Raw genomic sequence first — 22186 nt, forward strand, 5'->3', positions numbered from 1 at the left:
GCGAACTTAGACGTAACGGACTTCCAGGATTTCGTATTCGCGCGGACCGGACGGGGCCTGCACTTCGACCACGTCGCCGGCGTACTTGCCGATCAGCGCGCGCGCGATCGGCGAGGTGACGGAGACCTTGTTCTCCTTGAGGTCGGCTTCATCGATGCCCACGATCTGGTAGGTGACCTTCTGGCCGTTGTCGAGGTCTTCGAGGTCGACGGTCGAGGCGAACACCACGCGGCCTTCCGCATCCAGCGTGGCCGGGTCGATGATCTGCGCGGTGGACAGTTTCTGTTCCAGCTCGGCGATGCGGCCCTCGACGAAGGCCTGGCGCTCCTTGGCGGCGTCGTACTCGGCGTTTTCCGACAGGTCGCCGTGCGAGCGCGCCTCGGCGATCGCATCGATCACGTTGCGGCGTTCCTTGGTCTTGAGCTGGTGCAGCTCTTCCTTCAACTTCTCGGCGCCGAATTTGGTCAATGGAGTGTTCATCGTATTCTGTTCTCAGTGTTTGCGGACGTACCAAGTGAAAACCACAGAGCCGCACGGCGCAAGCCGCGCGAACTCTGTGGTCTTGGGTACTGCTAAGCGGTGCTGCTATGTTACCGCATCGCCGCTTAGTTTAAGGTTTTATGCAGGCCTTGTAAATCGTACACCCGCAACTCGTCCAGGTGACGCATGCCCTGCACGGCCGCCTCGGCGCCGGCGATGGTCGTATAGGTGACCACGCGCGCCTGCAGTGCCGACGTACGGATCGTACGCGAGTCGGCGATGGCGCTGCGCTTCTCTTCGACCGTGTTCACCACCATCGCGATCTCGTGGTTCTTGATCATGTCGACGATGTGCGGACGGCCTTCGATCACCTTGTTGACCGGGGTGACCGGGATGCCGGCGGCGGCGATGACGGCCGCGGTGCCCTTCGTCGCGACGAGCGAGAAGCCCAGTTCGACGAGGTCGCGCGCCACTTTCACGGTGCGCGGCTTGTCCGAACCCTTCACCGACAGGAACACGCGGCCCGTCGTCGGCAAGGTGATGCCGGCGGCCAGCTGCGACTTGACGAACGCTTCGCCGAACGTCGTGCCCACGCCCATCACTTCGCCCGTCGACTTCATCTCGGGGCCGAGGATCGTGTCGACGCCCGGGAATTTCACGAACGGGAACACGGCTTCCTTCACGCTGTAGAACGGCGGGACGATCTCTTTCGTGATGCCCTGCTGTGCGAGCGTCTGGCCGACCATGCAGCGCGCGGCGATCTTCGCCAGCTGCAGGCCCGTCGCCTTCGACACGAACGGCACGGTACGCGAGGCACGCGGGTTCACTTCCAGCACATACACGGTGTCCACGGTCTGGCCGTCGACTTCCGACTGCTGGATCGCGAACTGCACGTTCATCAGGCCGACGACGTTCAGCGCCTTCGCCATCAGCGAGGTCTGGCGCTTCAGTTCATCGATGGTCGCCTGGGACAGCGAGTACGGCGGCAGCGAGCACGCGGAGTCGCCCGAGTGCACGCCGGCCTGCTCGATGTGTTCCATCACGCCGCCGATGAACGTCGTCTCGCCGTCCGAGATGCAGTCGACGTCGACTTCGATCGCGTCGTTCAGGAAGCGGTCCAGCAGCACCGGCGAATCGTTCGACACCTTCACGGCTTCGCGCATGTAGCGCTCGAGGTCGCGCTGCTCGTGGACGATCTCCATCGCGCGGCCGCCCAGCACGTACGACGGACGCACGACGAGCGGATAGCCGATCTCGGACGCCAGCGCCAGCGCGTCGGCTTCCGTGCGCGCGGTGCGGTTCGGCGGCTGGCGCAGGCCCAGGTCCTGCAGCAGCTTCTGGAAGCGCTCGCGGTCTTCGGCCGCGTCGATCATGTCCGGCGACGTGCCGATGATCGGGACGCCGTTCTTTTCCAGATCCAGCGCGAGCTTCAGCGGGGTCTGGCCGCCGTACTGGACGATCACGCCTTCCGGCTTTTCCAGGTCGACGATTTCCAGCACGTCTTCCAGGGTCAGCGATTCGAAGTACAGGCGGTCGGAGGTGTCGTAGTCGGTCGACACGGTCTCCGGATTGCAGTTGACCATGATGGTCTCGTAGCCGTCTTCGCGCATCGCGAGGGCCGCGTGCACGCAGCAGTAGTCGAACTCGATGCCCTGGCCGATGCGGTTCGGGCCACCGCCCAGCACCATGATCTTCTTCTTGTCGGTCGGGTTCGACTCGCACTCTTCGTCGTACGTCGAGTACATGTACGCGGTATTGGTCGCGAATTCGGCGGCGCAGGTGTCGACGCGCTTGTAGACCGGACGGATGCCGAACTCGTGGCGTTTGGCGCGCACGGCTTCCGGCGTCGTCTGCATCAGGAACGCGAGGCGGCGGTCCGAGAAGCCCTTCTGCTTAAGCTTGTACAGCGTCGGCTTGTCGAGGCTTTCCAGCTTCTGGTGATCCAGCCACAGTTCGATGTCGACGATTTCCTTGATCTGGATGAGGAACCACGGATCGATCTTGGTGAGGTTGTGCACCTCTTCCAGCGTGAAGCCCTGTGCGAACGCGTCGCCCACGTACCAGATGCGTTCCGGACCCGGCTCGCCCAGTTCTTCCTCGATCTTTTCGCGGTCGCGGGTCTTTTCGTTCAGGCCGTCGACGCCGACTTCCAGGCCGCGCAGCGCTTTCTGGAACGATTCCTGGAACGTGCGGCCCATCGCCATCACTTCGCCGACGGACTTCATCTGCGTCGTCAGGTGCTTGTCCGCAGTCGGGAATTTCTCGAACGTGAAGCGCGGGATCTTGGTGACGACGTAGTCGATCGACGGCTCGAAGCTGGCCGGGGTCGCGCCGCCGGTGATCTCGTTGCGCAGCTCATCCAGCGTAAAACCAACGGCCAGTTTCGCCGCAACCTTCGCGATCGGGAAGCCGGTCGCCTTCGATGCCAGCGCGGACGAACGCGACACGCGCGGGTTCATCTCGATGACGATCATGCGGCCGTCCTTCGGGTTGATCGAGAATTGCACGTTCGAGCCGCCCGTGTCGACGCCGATCTCGCGCAGCACGTTGATCGACGCGTTGCGCATGATCTGGTATTCCTTGTCCGTCAGCGTCTGTGCCGGCGCGACGGTGATCGAGTCGCCGGTGTGCACGCCCATCGGATCCAGGTTCTCGATCGAGCAGACGATGATGCAGTTGTCCTTCTTGTCGCGGACGACTTCCATCTCGTACTCTTTCCAGCCGAGCAGCGATTCTTCGATCAGCAGTTCGGAGGTCGGCGACGCTTCCAGGCCGCGCTTGCAGATCGCTTCGAATTCTTCTTCGTTGTAAGCGATGCCGCCGCCCGAACCGCCCATCGTGAACGACGGACGGATGATGGTCGGGAAGCCCAGTTCGCGCTGCACGGCACGTGCTTCGTCCATCGAGTGGGCGATGCCGGAACGGGCCGAACCGAGGCCGATCTTCGTCATCGCTTCCTTGAACTTGAAGCGGTCCTCGGCCTTGTCGATGGCTTCCGGCGTGGCGCCGATCAGTTCGACCTTGTACTTGTCGAGGACGCCGTGGCGGTGCAGGTCCAGCGCGCAGTTCAGCGCGGTCTGGCCGCCCATCGTCGGCAGGATCGCGTCGGGACGCTCCTTGTCGATGATGCGCTCGACGGCCTTCCACGTGATCGGCTCGATGTAGGTGACGTCGGCCGTTTCCGGGTCCGTCATGATGGTCGCCGGGTTCGAGTTGACCAGGATGACCTTGTAGCCTTCTTCGCGCAGCGCCTTGCAGGCCTGGGCGCCGGAGTAGTCGAATTCGACCGCCTGGCCGATGACGATCGGGCCCGCGCCGATGATCAGGATGCTTTTGATGTCAGTACGTTTTGGCATTTATTTCTTCTCACTTGCTGGCGTGGGCTTGCATCTTGCTGATGAAACGGTCGAACAGGTAGGCGACGTCCGTCGGGCCGGGCGACGCTTCCGGGTGGCCCTGGAAGCAGAATGCCGGCTTGTCCGTGCGCTCGAAGCCCTGCAGCGAGCCGTCGAACAGCGAGACGTGCGTCACGCGGCAGTTGGCCGGCAAGGTCGCGGCATCCACTGCGAAACCGTGGTTCTGCGACGTGATCATGACCTGCTTCGAATCCAGGTCCTGCACCGGGTGGTTGGCACCATGGTGGCCGAACTTCATCTTGACGGTCTGCGCGCCCGAGGCCAGCGCCATGATCTGGTGGCCGAGGCAGATGCCGAACGTCGGGATGCCCGAGTCGATCACTTTCTTCGTCGCGGCGATCGCGTAGTCGCAGGCGGCCGGGTCGCCCGGACCGTTGGCGAGGAAGATGCCGTCCGGGTTCAGCGCCAGGGCTTCTTCCGCGGTGGCCTGCGCCGGCAGCACGGTGATCTTGCAGCCGCGCTCGGCCAGCATGCGCAGGATGTTGCGCTTGACGCCGTAGTCGAACGCGACGACGTGGAACTGCGGGTTTTCCTGCTTGCCGTAGCCCTCGCCCAGCTTCCATTCGGTCTGGTCGAAGGTGTACGGTTCCTTGACGGAGACCACTTTCGCCAGGTCCATGCCGTTCAGGCCCGGGAACGAGCGCGCCAGTTCCAGCGCCTGCGCTTCCGACGGCTCATTGCCCTGCGTGCCGGTCAGGATCGCGCCGTTCTGGGCACCCTTCTCACGCAGGATGCGGGTCAGCTTGCGGGTGTCGATACCGGCGATGGCGACGACGTTTTCCTGCTTCAGGTAGTCCGCCAGCGATTGGGTCGAGCGGAAATTCGAGGCCAGCAGCGGCAGGTCGCGGATGATCAGGCCGGCGGCGTGGACTTTCGAGGCTTCGACGTCTTCGGCATTGATGCCGTAGTTGCCGATATGGGGGTACGTCAGCGTGACGATCTGACGCGAATAGCTGGGGTCGGTCAGGATTTCCTGGTACCCGGTGATGGCGGTATTGAATACCACTTCACCGATGGTGTGACCGGCGGCGCCGATCGAATATCCTTTGAAAATGGTTCCGTCTGCCAGAGCGAGGATGGCTGGAACGGCTGGGCCAGAAAAAAATGGCGGCAAGGGCAACTCCCGATAAAGTTGCCGTAGGCTGCGCCACGTCAGACCGGCCCGGACAGGGGGTGTGGGCATGCATCTCGCCCAGTGTCACAGGTCGCTAGATAGAGGTTTGGGTGGGTAGTCGCTACGGCAGATAAGTGATGGCTAAACCTCTGAATTATAGCGTGATTTATATCGGCCGGCAATCGCCTTGCCTTCGGTTTTCGTCTAAATACTCTCTGGAAATCCATTCACATATCGAATCCAGCGCGTAGGGCGGGCTCCCCGAGCCCGCACGGCAGTGCGCGACACGCGGACGCACGCGTGGGCACAGGTGCCCACGCTACACACCACAAAAAAAATCGGCGGGCGGGCGCGACGTTTCATCGCACCACGCCCGCCGACTTGACGTAAACGTAAATTACAAGCCCAGCGCGGCGATACCGGCCTTGGCGATCTGCGCGTCTTCCGCCGATTTCACGCCCGACACACCCACGGCGCCGACGACTTCACCATTGACGACGATGGGCACGCCGCCTTCCAGCATGCCGTCCAGCTCCGGCGCGCGGGCGAACGACACGCGGCCGTTGTTGATCATGTCCTCGTAGATCTTCGACTCACGACGGCCCAGCGCGGCCGTCTTGGCCTTTTCCGGGGCGATGTGGGCCGACACCGGGGCGGCGCCGTCCAGGCGCTGCAGCCACAGCGGGTGGCCGCCGTCGTCGCAGATGGCGATGACGACTTTCCAGCCGTTCGCGACCGCTTCGGCTTCGGCACCGGCGGCGATCTTCTTGATGTCTTCGAGGGTAAGGACGGGCTTGGTTTGCATCTTGAGTCTTTCTTTCGTGTGGCGTTACAAAAAAGGTCTGCGATCAGCGCGCGGCCGACAGCGGGGCCGGCGTGCCCTGTTTGGCCCTCAGCCTGGCCTTGAGGTCGGCCATGACGCCGGCCGCGGCCTGCTCCCCGGCCAGCACGGCCAGGTTGCGGCCGGTGAAGTCGGCGCTGCCCATCGTGCCCAGCGCGGGCGTGATGACGACGTCGGCATCCTTCAGCTCGTACTGGTTCAGGCGCTGGCCCATGATGGTGAACGTCTGCATCAGCACGTCCACGGAACTCGCGGTGGCCTGCGCCTCGGTCGCACTGGAGATATTAACCGCGATGATGAATTCGGCGCCCATTTCCTTCGCGAAGCGAACGGGCACGGGGGCGACGAGGCCGCCGTCGACATAGCTGCGGCCGCTGATGACGACCGGCTGGAACACGCCGGGCACGGACGACGACGCGCGCACGGCCATGCCGGTGTTACCGCGGCGGAACAAGATCGGCTTGCCCGTCTTCAGGTCGGTGGCGACGGCGCCGAACGGAATCTTCAGTTTTTCGATCGGCTGGTTGTGCACGGCCTTGTTCACATAGGTCTGCAGCGCCTCCCCTTTCAGCACGCCGGGGGCCTTGCTGAAGAACGGGATGGCCCAGTCGGAGATCGTCGTCTCGTCCATGTCGAGGGCGATCTTCTGCAGCTGGAAGCCGTTGTAGCCGGACGCGTACAGCGCGCCGACGACGGAACCGGCACTCGTGCCGACGACGATGTCGGGCACGATGCCCTGGGCTTCCAGGGCCTTGATCACGCCGATGTGGGCAAAGCCGCGCGCGGCGCCGCCGCCGAGGGCGAGCGCGATTTTCACGTGACGCAGAGGAAGGGGCGCCGGCGTGGCGGCCACCGGGGCGGCCGGCTGCGTGGGCGTGGAGCCGCAGCCCGCGAGCAGTGCCGCGGCGCCGAGCGTGGCAAGAAGGGAACGTCGGGAGAAGGTCATCCCGAGATTGTAACCCGATCCCGCCCGTTTGCCGCCCCCGGTTTAAGCGCCGCGTAAGATGATGGTCGGACGATTAACCCGGCAGCGACGTATTCGGCAGCGTGGCCGTAAACACGCTGCCCTTGCCGGGCACCGAGCGGATCGCGAGCTTGCCGCCGTGGCGCAGCAGCACGTGCTTGACGATGGCGAGGCCGAGGCCCGTGCCCTGCGTCTCGCGCGAGCGGCTCTTGTCGACGCGGTAGAAGCGCTCCGTCAGGCGCGAGATGTGCTGCTCGTCGATGCCGATGCCGTTGTCGATCACTTCGAAGCGCAAGTCGTTCGGGCCGCGCAGCCAGCGCAGCTCGATCTTCCCGCCTTGCGGCGTGTAGCGCACGGCGTTGCTGGCCAGGTTGCCGAACGCGCTGCGCAGCTCTTCGCTGCTGCCCATCACGTCCGGACCGTCGACGGCGAAGTCGATCTCGTGGCGGCCGTTGGACAGCGCGCGCGCATCGTTCGCCACCTGTTCGACGAGAGCCCGCACGTCCACCCGCTCGCGCTTCAGGGGATACTCGTCCGATTCGAGGCGCGACAAGGTGAGCATGTCCTCGATCAGCCGCTGCATGCGCTGCGCCTGTTCCGTCATCAGCATCAGGTGCGCGGTGCGCGTCTTCTCGTCCAGGCCCGGATCCGCGAGCGCGATCTCGAGGAAGCCGACGATCACCGTCAGCGGCGTGCGCAGCTCGTGCGACGCGTTGGCGATGAAGTCGCGGCGCATCGCCTCGATGCGGTCCGTGTCCGTCGCGTCGTGGGTGACGAGGATTTGCCGGCGGTTCTCGAACGGGATGATCTGCACGATCAGCTTGCGGCCGCGGATCGACAGGGTGAGCGGCTGTTCGTAGCGGCCGAGGATCAGGTAGTCGATGAATTCGGGGTGGCGGATCAGGTTCGTCACACGCCGGCCCTTGTCGTGTTCCAGCGTGAGGCCCAGGTGGCGCTCGGCCGCCGGGTTGCACCATTCGAGGAACAGGACGTCGTCCATGATCGCCACGCCCTCCGGCAGCAGGTGCATGGCCTGGCGGAAGCGCGCGAGCCATTCCGTCAGCTCGTCGCGGTTGCGTTCGTCGTCGCGGCGGAGGCGGTACAAGCGCGCGAAGACGTCGGTCCACGCGCCCCACCCGTCCGGCAGCTTCGTGCTCTGCGGGTCGTCGAGCCACTCGCCCAGCTTGTGCAGGTAGGCCAGTTGGGAAATCAGCAGGCCGAGGGTAATGAGCAGCGCGAGCGCCAGCCCGGAGACAGGGCCCAGCAGCCACCAGGCGATGCCGGCGACCGCGAGCATCAGGCCCAGGCGCAGCAACGCCGGGACCCAGAACATGACGCGAGGATTCAAGCGGGCGACCTTTCTATTTTTCTTTTTCGGACAGCATGTAGCCCACGCTGCGCACGGTCTTGATCAGCTTTTCCGCTTCCTTCAGCGCCTTGCGCAGCCGGAGGACGTGGACGTCGACCGTGCGTTCCTCGACGGCCGCCGCGTCGCCCCACACCTTGTCGAGCAGCTGGCTGCGCGAGAACACGCGCTCGCGGTGCGCCATCAGGAATTTCAGCAGGCGGTATTCGGCATTGCCCATATCGAGCTGGCGGCCGTCCAGGGTGACCGTGCAGCTGGCCGGATCGAGCATGACCGGACCGGCCGACAGCGGCGCCTCGGCCAGGTGCGGGCTCTTGCGGCGCAGCAGCGCTTTCGAGCGGGCCACCAGTTCGCGCGGCGAGAACGGCTTCGTCACGTAGTCGTCGGCGCCGGTATTGAGCCCCGCGATCTTGTCCTCTTCCATGCTCTTCGCCGTCAGCATGATGACGGGGATGTCCTGGAAATCGCGGTCGCCGCGCAGGCGCGACAGCAACCGCAGGCCGCTCTGGTCGGGCAGCATCCAGTCCAGCAGCAGCAGGTCGGGCCTGCCGTGCACGATCGAATCCCAGGCCGCCGCCACGTTGGCGGCCGTGCGGATCTCCCAGCCCGTCTCGCGCAGCGAATAGCTCACCAGTTCGACGATCGCCGGCTCATCTTCGACAATCAGGACGCTCGTGTTGGCCGCCATCGATCACCCTTCTCCGCCAGCCGCGACGGCTTGTGGTTTGCTATGCCTGATGTCCCGCCCCTCGACGACGTAGATCACGTACTCGGCGATGTTCTTGGCGTGGTCGCCGATGCGCTCGATGGCCTTGGCCACCCACAGCACGTCCAGCGCCGACGAGATCGTGCGCGGGTCTTCCATCATGAACGTGATGGTACTGCGCATGATGGTGCGGAACTCGTGGTCGATCACGTCGTCCTGGGCGATGATCTGCACGGCAGCCTTGCCGTCCAGGCGCGCGAACGCGTCGAGCGCGTCGTGCAGCATGTCGGCCGTCGCGCGCGAGATCGTGCGCACCGTCTCGTAGTGGTTGAAGCTGACCATGCCGCGCTCGTGCAGGCTCTTGGCCGTGCGGGCGATCTTGGCGGCCTCGTCGCCGATGCGCTCGAGGTCCGTGATCACCTTGATCGTCGCCATGATCGTACGCAGGTCGTTGGCGGCCGGCTGGCGGCGCACGATCAGGTGGCTGCAGGCGTCGTCCAGCTGCACTTCGAGCTGGTTGACGGCGTGGTCGTCCGCCACCACCTTGTCGGCCTGCTCGGTGTTGCCGACGCGGAACGCATTCACCGCCTCGTCGAACTGCGTTTCCACCATGCCGCCCATGAGCAGCACTTTCGACCGGATCGCTTCCAGTTCCTGGTCGTACTGCTTGGAAGAGTGCTCGCCTACCATGTTTTCGGTTCCTATTGAATATCGTAATTTTAACTTGACTGGCGTATCGTTAGCTTTTCGGGGGGCTCTACAACCGTAGCGAGCGGCGGCAGGGGTGGCCGAGAAGCGCAGCCGTACATCCGGTACGGCCGGTCCGCCGTAGCGGAGCATCGCAGGCCGGCCCTGCAACGCGCAGTAGGTTGTAGAGCCTCCCCTCGCTCAACCGAAGCGGCCGGTGATGTAATCCTGGGTCTCTTTCCGCACCGGGTTCAGGAACAGCTGGTCGGTCTCGCCGAATTCCACCAGTTCGCCCAGGTACATGTACGCCGTGTAGTCCGAGCAGCGTGCGGCCTGCTGCATGTTGTGCGTGACGATGGCGATCGTGTAGTCGCCCTTCAGTTCGCTGATCAGTTCCTCGATCTTCGACGTCGAGATCGGGTCCAGCGCCGACGTCGGCTCGTCCAGCAGCAGCACGTCCGGCTTCACCGCGACGCCGCGCGCGATGCACAGGCGCTGCTGCTGGCCGCCGGACAACGACAGGCCGCTCTTGTTCAGCTTGTCCTTCACTTCGGTCCACAGCGCGGCCTTCTTGAGCGCCCATTCCACGCGCTCGTCCATCTCGCCTTTCGACAGGTCTTCGTACAGGCGCACGCCGAACGCGATGTTGTCGTAGATGGACATCGGGAACGGCGTCGGCTTCTGGAACACCATGCCGATCTTGGCGCGCAACATGTTCACGTCGACACCGGGCTCCAGGATATTCCGGCCGCGGTAAAGGATGGCGCCTTCCGCGCGCTGGCCCGGGTACAGGTCGTACATGCGGTTCAGCGTGCGCAGCAAGGTCGACTTGCCGCAGCCCGACGGACCGATGAATGCGGTGACCTGCTTGTCGTGGACGTCCAGGTTGACGTTCTTCAGGCTCTTCGTCTTGCCGTAATAAAAGTCCAGGCCGGAGATCTCGATGGTCTTGGTCTTGGGCTTCGAACCTTGCGTCGTTTGCGACGGGGTGGACAGGGTCTGGGTCATCATGGGATCTGGGATCTTCGTCAACTTATTGCGGGTTCTTTTGGCGGAACAGGGTCCGCGACAGGATATTCAGGAGCAGCACGCTGAACGTCACCAGCAGGGCGGCACCCCAGGCGAGGCTGCGCCAGTCTTCGTACGAACTCATCGCGAACAGGTAGATCGCCACCGGCAGGTTGGCCATCGGCTGTTTCATGTCGAGGCTGAAGAACTGATTGTTCAGCGCGGTGAACAGCAGCGGCGCCGTCTCGCCGGCGATGCGGGCCACGGCCAGCAGCACGCCGGTCACCACGCCCGCCTTCACGGCGCGCAGGCGCACCATCGTCGCCACTTTCCAGCGCGGCGCGCCCAGCGCGAACGCCGCTTCCAGCAGGCTGTTCGGCACCAGGTGCAGCATGTTGTCGGTCGTGCGGACGACGACGGGGATCGCGATCAGCGACAGCGCGATCGTGCCCGCATAGCCGGAGAAATGCCCAAAGCGCGCCACGCACAGGGCGTACACGAACAGGCCGATCACGATCGACGGCGCCGACAGCATGATGTCCGTGACGAAGCGCGTGACGGCGGCGAATTTGTTGTTCTGGCCGTACTCGGCGAGATAGATGCCGGCCAGGATGCCGACCGGCGTCGAGATCGCCGTGGACAGGCCTACCATCATGAGGCTGCCGACGATCGCGTTGCGCAGGCCGCCCGGGCTGCCCGGCGCCGGCGTGTCCATCGTGAACAGCGTGTGCGACAGTGCGCCGAAGCCATTGACCAGCAGGGTCTCCAGGATCCACAGCAGGAAGCCGAGGCCGACGGCCATCGCCAGCACGGACAGCGCGATGCCGATGCGATGGCCCAGCAGGCGGCGCCGATACACGGAATTGACAACGGCATCCATTACTTCACCCCTTCCTTGCGGGACATCCCGACGAGCATCAATTTGGCGGCCGACAGCACGATGAACGTGATGGCGAACAGGATCAGGCCCAGCGCGAACAGCGCGGACACGTGCAGTTGCGAGCTGGCTTCGGCGAATTCGTTGGCCAGCGTCGAGGAAATCGAATTACCCGGCGCGAACAGCGACAGCTTGATGTCGTTGGCATTGCCGATGACGAACGTGACGGCCATCGTCTCGCCCAGCGCGCGGCCGAGGCCCAGCATCACGCCGCCGACCACGCCGGCGCGGGTGTACGGCAGCACGATCTTGCGCACGACTTCCCATTTCGTGCAGCCGAGGCCGTATGCGGATTCCTTCAGCACGGCCGGCACGATCTCGAACACGTCGCGCATCACGGACGCGATGAACGGGATGATCATCACGGCAAGGATGATCCCGGCGGTCAGGAGGCCCAGGCCCATCGTCGGCCCCTGGAAGAACGGGCCGATGAACGGCAGCACACCGAGCGTCTCTTTCAGGAACGGCTGGATGGTGTCGCCGAACAGCGGCGCGAACACGAACAGGCCCCACATGCCGTAGATGATCGACGGCACGCCGGCCAGCAGTTCGACGGCCATGCCCATCGGGCGGCGCAGCCAGGCCGGGCAGATCTCGGTGAGGAACAGCGCGATGCCGAAGCTGATGGGAAAGGCAACGAGCAGCGCGATGATCGACGTGACCAGCGTACCCGTGATGGCGATCAGCGCGCCGAATTTGTCGTTGACGGGATCCCACTCGTTGGTGGTGAGGAAGGACGCGCCGAATTCGCGGAACGCAGGCGCCGCGCCGATCGCCAGGGAAATGATGATGCCCACGAGGACGATCAGGACGCTGGCGGCGAACAACAGGGTCACCTTGTGGAAGATGAAGTCCTGGATGCGCTGCACGCGCATGGTATTGCGCAGTGCGACGTTGCGGGCTTCTTCCTGCAACGCGGCCTGGCCGGCCTCGTCGGCGGCGAGCGCGGGGTGTGCGTTCATGTGTTTGTCCAATTTATTACCTAGAAGCAAAAACGCGCCACTCCCACCTGCCCGACCTCGCGCCGGGAGGTGGGAGCGGCGCTACCCACGTGTCGGGTATTGCTCAATTACCAGAGCGCTTTTCCCGAAGCATCCTTCAGGTTGGCCTTCCAGGCGTCTTCCACCAGCTTGGTGGTCGCAGCCGGCATCGGCACGTAGTCCAGTTCAGCGGCGGCGGCAGCACCGTTCTTGAACGCGTAGTCGAAGAACTTCAGCACTTCCTTGCCCTTGGCGCCATCGGCTTGCGACTTGTGCATGATTGCGTACGTCGCACCGACGATCGGCCATGCGGCCTTGCCGGGCTGGTCGGTCAGCACCACGCCGAAGCCCGGTGCCTTGGCCCAGTCGGCGTTGGCGGCGGCGGCCTTGAACGCGTCGTCGTCCGGCTGCAGGAAATTGCCGTCGCGGTTCTTCAGCTGGGTATGGGCCAGCTTGTTCTTCTTGGCATATGCCCATTCGACGTAGCCGATCGAGCCCTTGATGCGCTGGACGTTGGCGGCGACGCCGTCATTGCCCTTGCCGCCCACGCCGACAGCCCATTTCACGGCGGTGCCGGCACCGATCTTCGCCTTGAAGTCCGGGTTGGTCTGCGACAGGTAGTTCGTGAACAGGAACGAGGTGCCCGAGCCGTCGGCGCGGTGCACGACGGTGATGTCTTCGGCCGGCAGCTTCACGCCCGGATTCAGCGCGGCGATCGCCTTGTCATTCCACTTGGCGATCTTGCCCAGGTAGATGTCGGCGATGACCGGACCGGTCAGTTTCAGCTGGCCCGGCGCCACGCCGTCCAGGTTGACGATGGCGACGACGCCGCCCATGATGGTCGGGAACTGCACCAGGCCCGCCTCGTTCAGGTCTTCGACCGACAGCGGCATGTCCGATGCGCCGAAATCGACGGTCTTGGCCTTGATCTGCTTGATGCCGGCGCCGGAGCCAATCGATTGGTAATTCAGGCCGTTGCCGCTGGTCTTCTTGTACATCTCCGCCCATTTCGAATAGATCGGGTAGGCGAAGGTGGAACCAGCACCGGTGATGTCGGCAGCCAGGGTCGCGGTGCTCGCGAACGCGGCGGTGGTGCCGATGATGATGGTTGCCAGCAGTTGCTTCATGCGCATATCAAGGTCCTTTGGTTAGGTGTGACACGGTTGATGCTGCGCAGTGTAGTGAGGAAATATGACGGCTTTATGACATGGCCAGCCTGGCCATATGACATGCGCGGCGCATAATGTGACCGCCCGAAATAACATGTCACACAGCCCTTCGACCGCTGTCACAATCTACGGCTCTACCCTCTTCCGAGGTCGAGAAAAAGCGCCTTGTAAATACTCTTTCTTATGCTAATTTGAAAGTGTTCATGCAATATGGAGGAGTAGTCCTACAATCTCGAATGACAGATAGGGGGGAGCGCTCAACGGCGTTCGAACGGTATGTTATTCATTACAGGCATGCTGACCGGGATGGTCGTCCTCGTGCTGTATGGGGTGATTTCCGAAGGCATCGGCAGTTCACAAAGGTTGCACGACCGCTATCACGAATAGCATTGGGGGCCGCAGAGGTCTCATCAAAGAAAAAGCGGCGGGGCCCAAGGCACCCGCCGCTTTTCTTGTCAACCGGCCAATGAATCAGCGCAGGAAGCGTGACACCTGGCTCATCGCCGCCAGGTCCAGGTTCATGAACTGCAACCCGGCCTTGAACTCGCCATTGCTGAAAATGCAATACATCACCTTGACGCGCGCATGCAGGGGAAACGGCGTGCCGTCGACGAGCAGGTCGAAGCCGACCTGGCCCGTCTGCCCCGTCTGCAGCGGATGCGGCACGGTAATGCTGACGCCATTGGAGCCGATGTCGGATGTACGTCCCTGGGCGGGGGGCTGGCCCTCCATCGCCAGGACTGCCCGCACCTTCAGGATCTTGCGTGCGGATTGCCTCTGATCTATTGCCACGATAAGCCTGTGAATCTTTTAAAAACGAGGGGCATTATAGGTGCAAACGATAATCTTGCGTGTTACCGCTATTCACGTTAAGGTGATCAGTCGAGCTCGCGCAGCTTGCTGAACGCTTCATCGATCCGCTCGACGGCCACAATGGTCATCCCCTCGATCTTTTGCTTCGGCGCATTGGCTTTCGGGATCACGGCGACGGAAAAGCCCAGCTTCGCCGCCTCGCGCAAACGCTCCTGCCCACGCGGGGCGGGACGGATCTCGCCGGCCAGGCCCACCTCGCCGAACACGACGAGGCCGCGGGGCAGCGCCTTGTTGCGCATCGATGAATTGATCGCCAGCAGGACGGCCAGGTCGGCCGCAGGCTCCGTGATCTTGACGCCACCCACCGCGTTGATGAACACGTCCTGGTCGAACGCGGCAATGCCGGCATGACGGTGCAGCACCGCGAGGAGCATCGCGAGGCGGTTCTGCTCAAGGCCGACGGACAGCCGGCGCGCGTTCGGCAAATGGCTCGCGTCGACGAGCGCCTGCACTTCGACCAGCAGCGGCCGGGTGCCCTCCTGCGTCACCATCACGCAGGAACCGGGCACCTGGTTGTCGTGTTGCGACAGGAACAGTGCGGACGGGTTCGACACGCCCTTCAGGCCCTTTTCCGTCATCGCGAACACGCCCAGCTCGTTGACGGCGCCGAAACGGTTCTTGATGGCGCGCACGAGGCGGAAGCTGCTCTGCGTATCGCCTTCGAAATACAGCACGGTGTCGACGATGTGCTCCAGCACGCGCGGCCCCGCGAGCGCGCCTTCCTTCGTCACGTGGCCGACGAGGATGATCGTCACGCCCGTCTGCTTGGCCACGCGCGTGAGCTGCGCCGCGCATTCGCGCACCTGCGAGACGGAACCGGGGGCCGACGTCAGCGCATCCGAGTACACGGTCTGGATCGAGTCGATGACGGCGACCTCCGGCTTGAGGTCGGCAATGGTGCCGAGGATTTTTTCCAGCTGGATCTCGGCTTGCAGCTTCAGGTCTTTCGCCTCGACCTGCAGCCGGCGCGCGCGCAGGGCGATCTGGGCGCCGGATTCCTCGCCGGACACATACAGCGTGCTGCGCGCCGCGGCCAGGTTCGCCAGCGCCTGCAGCAGCAAGGTCGACTTGCCGATGCCGGGATCGCCGCCGATCAGCACGACGCCGCCCGCGACGAGGCCGCCGCCCAGCACGCGGTCGAATTCGTCGATGCCGGTGCCGAAGCGGGGCACGTCGATCGCCTCGATGTCGGCGAGCGACAGCACGGGGGCCGTTTGCGCGAGGCTCTTATGCATGTGCGGCGTTTGCGACATGCGATTCAGGCCGGCGGTCTCGACCTGCTCGGTCATCGTGTTCCAGGCCTTGCAATCGGCGCACTGGCCGGTCCAGCGGCTGGCGACGCTGCCGCAATCGCTGCAGACGAAACTGGTACGGGGTTTAGCCATGATTCCTTGGTTATAAAATGGGATCGCACCCGAGCGGCGCCTCGGCCACGCGCACGCGCGGCGCCACGGCGCACATCAACTCATAGCCGATCGTGCCGGCGGCATGCGCCACCTCGTCGATCGGGAGACCGTCGCCCCACAGGGTGACCTTGCTGCCCACGCGCGCGTTCGCAATGGGCGACAGGTCGACGGCCATCATGTCCATCGACACCCGGCCGACGAGCGTCGTGCGGACGCCGTCCACCAGCACGGGCGTGCCGTGCTCGGCATGGCGCGGGTAGCCGTCCGCATAGCCGCAGGCGACGATGCCCACCGTCAGCGCGCGGTCCGCCTGGAAGCGGCTGCCGTAGCCCACGCTGTCGCCCTGCTCCAGGTGCTGGATGCCGATGACTTCGGATTTCAGTGTCATCGTCGGCAACAGCCCGTAGTCCTTGGCCGAGCGGCCACCAGGCGTGCCGCCGTACAGCATGATGCCGGGGCGCACCCAGTCGCTCTGCAATTCCTGGACGAGCTCCGCCGTGTGCAGCACCCCGCCGGAATTCGACAGGCTGCGCTCGCCCGGCAAGCCGTCCGCGCCCAGCCGGAACCGGCGTACCTGCTCGCCGATCGACAGGCGCGGATGCTCCAGCTCGTCCGCGTTCGCGAAATGCGTCATCAACGTGATGTTGCGGATGCCCGGGATAGCGCGCAGCCGCTGGTAGGCCGCCGCGAACTCGTCCGGCTGAAAGCCGAGGCGGTTCATGCCCGTATTCATCTTGAGGTGCACGTCGATGGGACGGTAGAGCTGGGTGTACTCCAGCATCTTGACCTGCTCGATGCAATGGACCGTGCTGTTGACATTATGTTCAGCCAGCAAGGGGATGTCCGACGTGTCGAAGATTCCCTCTAATAAGAGGATCGGCTTCGCCCAGCCCAGCTCGCGCAGGCGCAGCGCGCTTTCCGTTTCGATCAGGGCCAGGCCGTCGGCCTGCGCGAAGCCGCGCATGCCCCGTTCCAGACCGTGTCCGTACGCGTTCGCCTTCACCACCGCCCAGACGTTCGCCTGCGGCGCACAGGCGCGCGCACGGGCCAGATTGTGCTGCATGGAGTCGAGGTGGATGGTGGCGTGCAGGGGACGTGGCATGGCTTTCAGATGGGGGCGACGGCTGAGAACGAAAGGTTTATTTTACTCCCGGCAGTGAAATGCCGTATTGTCGATTCCTTGGGCGAACCGGTCTTTCATGGTATAAAGCAACCCATCCAGTTTTTTGAACCTTTCGAATGAACCGTGGTTTTTATACCATCATGGCGGCGCAGTTCTTCTCGTCGCTGGCAGACAACGCGCTGATATTTGTCTCGATCGGTCTGCTAACGGCGATGAAAGCCCCGGCTTCGCTTACTCCGCTGCTGAAGCTGTCGTTCGTCTTGTTCTACGTCCTCCTGGCACCATTCGTCGGCGCGTTTGCCGATTCAATGCCCAAGGGACGGGTGATGTTCACCGCCAATTTAATCAAGGTTTTCGGCTGCTGCCTGATCTTCTTCGGCGCCCACCCCCTCATCGCCTGCACTGTCGTCGGCTTCGGCGCCGCCGTCTACTCTCCCGCCAAATACGGCATCCTGACCGAGCTGCTGCCGGCCGAACGACTCGTCGCGGCCAACGGCTGGATCGAGGGCCTGACCGTCATGTCCATCATCCTCGGCGCGGCCATGGGCGGCGCCCTCGTCAGTGCCCACGGCAGCGCCTGGCTGATGACGCTCGACGTGCCCTATATCGACACCGGCATCAACTCCTCGACCAAGGCCCAGCTCGCCGTGCTGATCGGCGTGTACGCGCTGGCGGCCGGCTTCAACCTGCGTATCCCCGACACCGGCGCCCGCTACGAGCACCAGGAACGCAATCCGGCCAAGCTGATCGCCGATTTCGCCGACTGCTCCGCCACGCTGTGGAAAGACAAGCTGGGCCAGATCTCGCTGGCCGTGACGACGCTGTTCTGGGGCGCCGGCGCGACGCTGCAATTGATCGTGCTGGAATGGGCCAAGCGCTCGCTGCACATGTCCCTCGACAAGGCGACGGGGCTGATCGGCGTCGTCGCCATCGGGTCCGCGATCGGCGCGGCGATGGCGGCGAAGATGATCCCGCTGAAGAAATCGCTGACCGTGATTCCGCTCGGCATCATCATGGGCCTCGTCGTGACCTCGATGACGATCGTGTATTCGCTGCCGATCGCCGTCGTGCTCCTGCTGCTCATCGGCCTCCTGTCCGGCTACTTCGTCGTGCCGATGAACGCCCTGCTGCAGCACCGCGGCCACGTGCTGATGAGCGCCGGCCACTCGATCGCCGTGCAGAACTTCAACGAAAACCTCTCCATCCTCACCATGCTGGCGCTGTACGCCATCATGATCACGCTGAGCCTGGACCTGGACGTCATCATCGTCCTGTTCGGCATGTCGCTGGCCGGCATCATGTGGCTGATCGGCCGCCGCCATGCGGCGAACCAGCGCGAGCACGACTCGCTCGCGCTGATCGGCGAGCACAAGCACTGATCCAGCCAATTCGGCAATTCGGGGTCAGAGCACTTTTTCGAGAAATTGATCGGTACGGGCAGCGATGCGCAAGCCGTGATCGCGCGAGGGCCTGCATGCGGGCGCGCGGCGTCAAACAATGCCGAAAAGACAGTGCGCCGAAATGTGCTCTGACCCCGAATCTTGAGGTCTGACCCCGGTCAGGGGTGCAGGCGGGCGTTGGCGCGGTCGCGCCAGTCGTTCGGGACGATGAAGCCCCGTTCGACTTCCACGATGTTGTCCGGCTCTTCGCGCACGAGCGCCACGAGCACGGGTGCGCTTGACGCCATGAAGTGGTCTTCCAGTTCCGCGGCCAGCTGGGCCTTGTCCAGCATCCACACCGCCGATTGCGCGCGGAACGGCGGCAGCCATTGCAGGCGCGGCAGGATCAGGAAGCGATCGCCGGGCAAGGCGTCGAGTTCTTCCAGTGCGCACCAGAAGCCGCGGCAGTGGCCCGCCGTGATGCCCTGCATGGCCTGGTACGTGCCGCGCGGGTAAAACAGCCAGCCCTTGACGAGCGCGCGCGCCGCGACGACGGGCCGCGGCAATACGTCCTGCGCGGCCGGGTGGCGGCCCAGCTCGAGCTGGCGCTCGAACACCTTGCGCATCTTGCGGCCCAGGCTGTCGGCCAGGTTCGGACCGACGAACGTGTCGAAGCCCGTCGCGGCATCGCCCTGCAGCAGGTAGAACTTGGTGGCGAACTCGATGTGTTCGGCACCCTCGCCCGCATCCAGCAGAAAATCGAACTCGCCGACGGTGTCGTTGCGGCTGGCCCGTACCTGCAGGCCGTGCGCGACGAGGCGGCCCTGGTGCGCGAAATAAAAGGCCATCAGCTTTTCCGCGTACAGGCCGAGGCGCGTATACATCTTCGAACCGAGTGCCGCGTCCAGCGGCGCCGGATCGGCATCGAGTTCGGCCAGCCAGCGCGCCGTGGCTTCCGTCATCGGACCGAGCGTCGCGATGCGGCCTTCCCAGTGCGGGTCGTGGATGTCGAGCAGGTCCGGGGCGTCCAGCAGCCAGGCCAGCGCCCGCACCCGCGCGCGCCGCAGATGGCGCCAGCGGCGTTCGAACAGCGCCTGGTACGTGTCAGCCTGAGCGCGCACGGGCGTTCCTTGCCCTGCACAAGTCGGCCCACGCGAGGGCCTTGTCGGCACCGCGCCGCAGCAGTTCGCCCGGATGCAAGGTCGCCACCAGGTTCACCGTGCGTCCGCCCGTCTCCAGCGCGTGAGCGCCGCCCCGCGCGCCGGCCAGCGGCTCCGGCAGCGCGCGGCCCAGCAAGGTGTTGGCGGCGATCTGGCCCAGGGTCAGCACGGTCTCCGCGCCCGTCAACGCCACCTCGCGTTCGAGGTAGGGACGGCACGCGGCCGCCTCCTGCGGCGTGGGCGCGCGCTCGCCGCCGTTCGGCGTCGTCGGGCGGCATTTGATGAGGTTCGTCACGTAGACGTCGCGCTCGCGGCCCATGCCGACGGCGGCCAGCATATTGTCCAGCAGCTTGCCGGAATCGCCCGCGAGCGGGACGCGCGCCTTTTCATCGGCAGCCGTCGTGGCGCCGGCCGCGACGACCCAGCGCGCCTGCTTCGCGCCCGTGCCCGGCACCGGCGCGCGCCCTTCGCGGCACGCGCTGCAGCGCCGGCACGCGGCGATGGCGATGGCGAGCTGGTCCCAGTCCATGGCCGCGATTTCTTCCGGCGTCGCATCGCTCGGCAACGCGGCATCGTCCCAGGCGGAATCGTGGTCGGCCGGCGGCGCCAGCGCGGATACGGATTGCGCGACCGGTTGCAGCGGCGTCGGGCCGGGCGGACGCGGCCCCGCCGGCGCGGGCCGTGGCGGCCGCGCGACCGGCGCGGGCGGTTCGACGACGGCCGCGGCGACGGGCGCCAGCGCGGACGCCGACTGCGCCACCGGCTGCAGCGGCGTCGGCTGCGGGGCAACCTCGCGCGGCGGCGCCGTGCGCAACTGCCACAGCGGCCCGAGGCCCATCTCGTTCAGGAAGATGGCGTCGCGTTCGCTGACACCGTTCATAACACATACCTCATCACGATCGCATCCTCGCGCCGCCCTTCGTGCGCGGGATAATAGCCCTTGCGGCGGCCGATCTCTTCATAGCCGTAGCGCCGGTACACCTCGAGTGCGCGCGTGTTGGACGGCCGCACCTCGAGCAGGATCGACGCCATGCGCTCTGCCCGCGACCTGGCCGCGATGCGGTCCAGCAGGTAGCGCCCGACGCCGCGTCCGTGCAGCGGCGCCGCGACGGCCACGTCGAGCAGGTGCGCTTCGTCCAGCGCATACATCAGCAGGAAATACCCGGCCAGCGCGCCCGCCGGGTCGCGCAGCACCCAGGCATCGTAGCCGCTCGCGAGCGAGTCCATGAAATTCGCGCGGCTCCACGGATGCGGAAACACGCTGCATTCGAGGGCATGCACCTCGTCGACGTCGCCCACGACCATCGGGCGCAGTTCCAGGTGCGCGGCGTCGGTCATCGCGCCTCCGCCCTGGCCGCGTTGATGGCCTGGCGTTCCGCGCTCGTGTACGCGACCTTGTTGCGCAGGTAGAGCGGCTGCGCCTCGTCGGCCGGCACCGCGCGGCCCGCCGCCAGCGCGGCCACGCCCAGCACCGCGAATTCGCGCGCATGCGGCAGGATGTCGCTGTGCGCACCGGCCACGAACGGCGCATCCGCGAAGGCTTCCGGATACGCCGCGAACCCGTTGCCGCAGGCAGTCAAGCCTTCGACCATCTCCGGCGCGACGGCGCCCGGCGCGCTCAGCGCAGGCGCGCGCACGGCCTGCCAGGCGCCGGTCCAGCGGTACTGCGCCCAATAGACTTCGCCCATGCGCGCATCCAGCACGGCGAGCACGTCGGACGCGCCCGTGCGTGCGCGGCACGCCTCGGCCATCGCTTCCAGCGTCACCAGCGGCAGCACCGGTTTGCGGGCGCCGAACGCGAGACCCTGCGCCACGCCGCACGCCGTGCGCACGCCCGTGAACGAACCCGGACCGGCGCCGAACGCGATCGCGTCGCAGTCGGCCAGCGCGATGCCGGCGTCGCGCAGCAGTTCCTGCACCATGGGCAGGACGGACTGCGAATGCGTGCGGACGCCGGACGATTCGCGGGTCAATACGCGAGTCAATACGTGGGGCAATCCGGAGGTGTCCGCGCCGTCCGCGCTGTTCAATAACGCGCAGGACGCCAGCTCGGACGAGGTTTCGATGGCGAGGATGATAGGCATGGCGTATTGTAACCCGGCGGCCCGGCCAGCCAAAAGCGCGGAACCGTTGTAGAATCGCGCCCATGTCCAGTCTGACCCTCGATCCCGATACCCGCGACCAGGTTGCCGCCGCCCTCCACGGCGACGGCTGGATCGTCGCCTGCCTGTGCGCTGCCTGGTGCGGCACCTGCTCGTCCTACCGCGCCGCGTTCGACGGCCTGGCCACGCGCCATCCCGACAAGACGTTCGTCTGGATCGACGTGGAAGACCAGGCCGACGTCGTCGGCGACCTCGACGTCGAAAATTTTCCCACGCTGCTCGTGCAGCGCGGCGATGCCGTCGCGTTCTTCGGCACGATGCTGCCGGATCCGAAAGTCGCGGACCGGCTGATCCAGGCGCAGGCGGAGTTGAGCGGCGACGAACTCACGCGCCAGGCGGCCTCCACGCCGGAACGGCAGGCATGGCAGCGCGAGTGCAACCTGCGCACGCTGTTCGCCAACGCCGATGATTAGGT

The 22186-nt window shown here is 65.1% G+C and carries 21 protein-coding genes; 2 read left to right on the top strand and 19 right to left on the bottom strand.

The window, feature by feature from the left end:
* Positions 1-6 precede the first annotated feature (6 nt).
* The 15 genes from greA to alr form a co-directional block, all read right to left on the bottom strand.
* Entirely contained in the window at positions 7-480 is a 474-nt protein-coding gene (gene greA / locus ACL58G_RS25480) for a transcription elongation factor GreA (protein WP_036234141.1), read from the bottom strand.
* 125 nt (positions 481-605) lie between these two features.
* Entirely contained in the window at positions 606-3836 is a 3231-nt protein-coding gene (carB, locus tag ACL58G_RS25485; protein WP_413387688.1) for a carbamoyl-phosphate synthase large subunit, read from the bottom strand.
* Between the two features lie 10 nt (positions 3837-3846).
* A complete protein-coding gene (carA, locus tag ACL58G_RS25490; protein ID WP_413339243.1) occupies positions 3847-5010 on the bottom strand; it encodes a glutamine-hydrolyzing carbamoyl-phosphate synthase small subunit in 1164 nt (387 codons plus the stop codon).
* A 397-nt stretch (positions 5011-5407) separates the two neighbouring features.
* Positions 5408-5815: a heme-binding protein gene (locus tag ACL58G_RS25495; RefSeq protein ID WP_440963600.1), complete on the bottom strand. Its 408-nt coding sequence runs from the start codon at positions 5813-5815 to the stop codon at positions 5408-5410.
* Positions 5816-5858: 43 nt separating this feature from the next.
* The gene (locus tag ACL58G_RS25500) at positions 5859-6797 is read right to left on the bottom strand and encodes a patatin-like phospholipase family protein (RefSeq protein ID WP_413387686.1); all 939 of its coding nucleotides are present in this window, start codon (positions 6795-6797) and stop codon (positions 5859-5861) included.
* Positions 6798-6870: 73 nt separating this feature from the next.
* Positions 6871-8163: a phosphate regulon sensor histidine kinase PhoR gene (gene phoR, locus ACL58G_RS25505; protein ID WP_413340066.1), complete on the bottom strand. Its 1293-nt coding sequence runs from the start codon at positions 8161-8163 to the stop codon at positions 6871-6873.
* Between the two features lie 13 nt (positions 8164-8176).
* Positions 8177-8869, bottom strand: coding sequence for a response regulator (locus ACL58G_RS25510; RefSeq protein ID WP_413340064.1), 693 nt, complete (start codon positions 8867-8869; stop codon positions 8177-8179).
* 3 nt (positions 8870-8872) lie between these two features.
* The gene (gene phoU / locus ACL58G_RS25515; protein WP_056127954.1) at positions 8873-9577 is read right to left on the bottom strand and encodes a phosphate signaling complex protein PhoU; all 705 of its coding nucleotides are present in this window, start codon (positions 9575-9577) and stop codon (positions 8873-8875) included.
* Positions 9578-9775: 198 nt separating this feature from the next.
* Positions 9776-10582, bottom strand: coding sequence for a phosphate ABC transporter ATP-binding protein PstB (pstB, locus tag ACL58G_RS25520; RefSeq protein WP_413340069.1), 807 nt, complete (start codon positions 10580-10582; stop codon positions 9776-9778).
* 25 nt (positions 10583-10607) lie between these two features.
* Complete coding sequence (gene pstA, locus ACL58G_RS25525; RefSeq protein WP_413387684.1) at positions 10608-11462, bottom strand: phosphate ABC transporter permease PstA; 855 nt, start codon at positions 11460-11462, stop codon at positions 10608-10610.
* The gene (gene pstC, locus ACL58G_RS25530) at positions 11462-12394 is read right to left on the bottom strand and encodes a phosphate ABC transporter permease subunit PstC (RefSeq protein WP_413389089.1); all 933 of its coding nucleotides are present in this window, start codon (positions 12392-12394) and stop codon (positions 11462-11464) included. The genes pstA and pstC overlap by 1 nt, the downstream gene beginning before the upstream one ends.
* A 194-nt stretch (positions 12395-12588) precedes the next feature.
* Complete coding sequence (pstS, locus tag ACL58G_RS25535) at positions 12589-13632, bottom strand: phosphate ABC transporter substrate-binding protein PstS (RefSeq protein WP_413340059.1); 1044 nt, start codon at positions 13630-13632, stop codon at positions 12589-12591.
* Positions 13633-14139: 507 nt separating this feature from the next.
* Positions 14140-14460: a PilZ domain-containing protein gene (locus ACL58G_RS25540; RefSeq protein ID WP_440963601.1), complete on the bottom strand. Its 321-nt coding sequence runs from the start codon at positions 14458-14460 to the stop codon at positions 14140-14142.
* Positions 14461-14546: 86 nt separating this feature from the next.
* Positions 14547-15926, bottom strand: coding sequence for a DNA repair protein RadA (gene radA / locus ACL58G_RS25545; RefSeq protein ID WP_413387682.1), 1380 nt, complete (start codon positions 15924-15926; stop codon positions 14547-14549).
* Positions 15927-15936: 10 nt separating this feature from the next.
* Complete coding sequence (gene alr, locus ACL58G_RS25550) at positions 15937-17049, bottom strand: alanine racemase (RefSeq protein ID WP_440963602.1); 1113 nt, start codon at positions 17047-17049, stop codon at positions 15937-15939.
* A gap of 137 nt (positions 17050-17186) precedes the next feature.
* Here alr and lplT point away from each other — a divergent pair, with 137 nt between their 5' ends.
* Positions 17187-18449, top strand: coding sequence for a lysophospholipid transporter LplT (lplT, locus tag ACL58G_RS25555; RefSeq protein ID WP_413340052.1), 1263 nt, complete (start codon positions 17187-17189; stop codon positions 18447-18449).
* A gap of 179 nt (positions 18450-18628) precedes the next feature.
* On the opposite strand, the gene ACL58G_RS25560 is transcribed toward lplT, so the two are convergent.
* The 4 genes from ACL58G_RS25560 to tsaB are packed head-to-tail and all read right to left on the bottom strand — an operon-like array spanning position 18629 to position 21693.
* Positions 18629-19570, bottom strand: coding sequence for a DUF1853 family protein (locus ACL58G_RS25560; RefSeq protein WP_413387680.1), 942 nt, complete (start codon positions 19568-19570; stop codon positions 18629-18631).
* Positions 19554-20489, bottom strand: coding sequence for a uracil-DNA glycosylase (locus ACL58G_RS25565; RefSeq protein WP_440963603.1), 936 nt, complete (start codon positions 20487-20489; stop codon positions 19554-19556). Before ACL58G_RS25565 ends, ACL58G_RS25560 begins: the two co-directional genes overlap by 17 nt.
* Entirely contained in the window at positions 20486-20947 is a 462-nt protein-coding gene (gene rimI / locus ACL58G_RS25570; protein WP_440963604.1) for a ribosomal protein S18-alanine N-acetyltransferase, read from the bottom strand. Before rimI ends, ACL58G_RS25565 begins: the two co-directional genes overlap by 4 nt.
* A complete protein-coding gene (gene tsaB, locus ACL58G_RS25575) occupies positions 20944-21693 on the bottom strand; it encodes a tRNA (adenosine(37)-N6)-threonylcarbamoyltransferase complex dimerization subunit type 1 TsaB (RefSeq protein ID WP_440963605.1) in 750 nt (249 codons plus the stop codon). The genes rimI and tsaB overlap by 4 nt, the downstream gene beginning before the upstream one ends.
* Before the next feature lie 62 nt (positions 21694-21755).
* Here tsaB and ACL58G_RS25580 point away from each other — a divergent pair, with 62 nt between their 5' ends.
* On the top strand, positions 21756-22184 hold the full coding sequence (locus ACL58G_RS25580) for a thioredoxin family protein (protein WP_413387675.1): 429 nt from the start codon (positions 21756-21758) through the stop codon (positions 22182-22184).
* The last annotated feature ends 2 nt before the right edge of the window (positions 22185-22186 follow it).

The sequence above is a fragment of the Massilia sp. GER05 genome (assembly GCF_052056005.1).
GTDB classification, from domain to species: domain Bacteria; phylum Pseudomonadota; class Gammaproteobacteria; order Burkholderiales; family Burkholderiaceae_D; genus Telluria; species Telluria orientalis.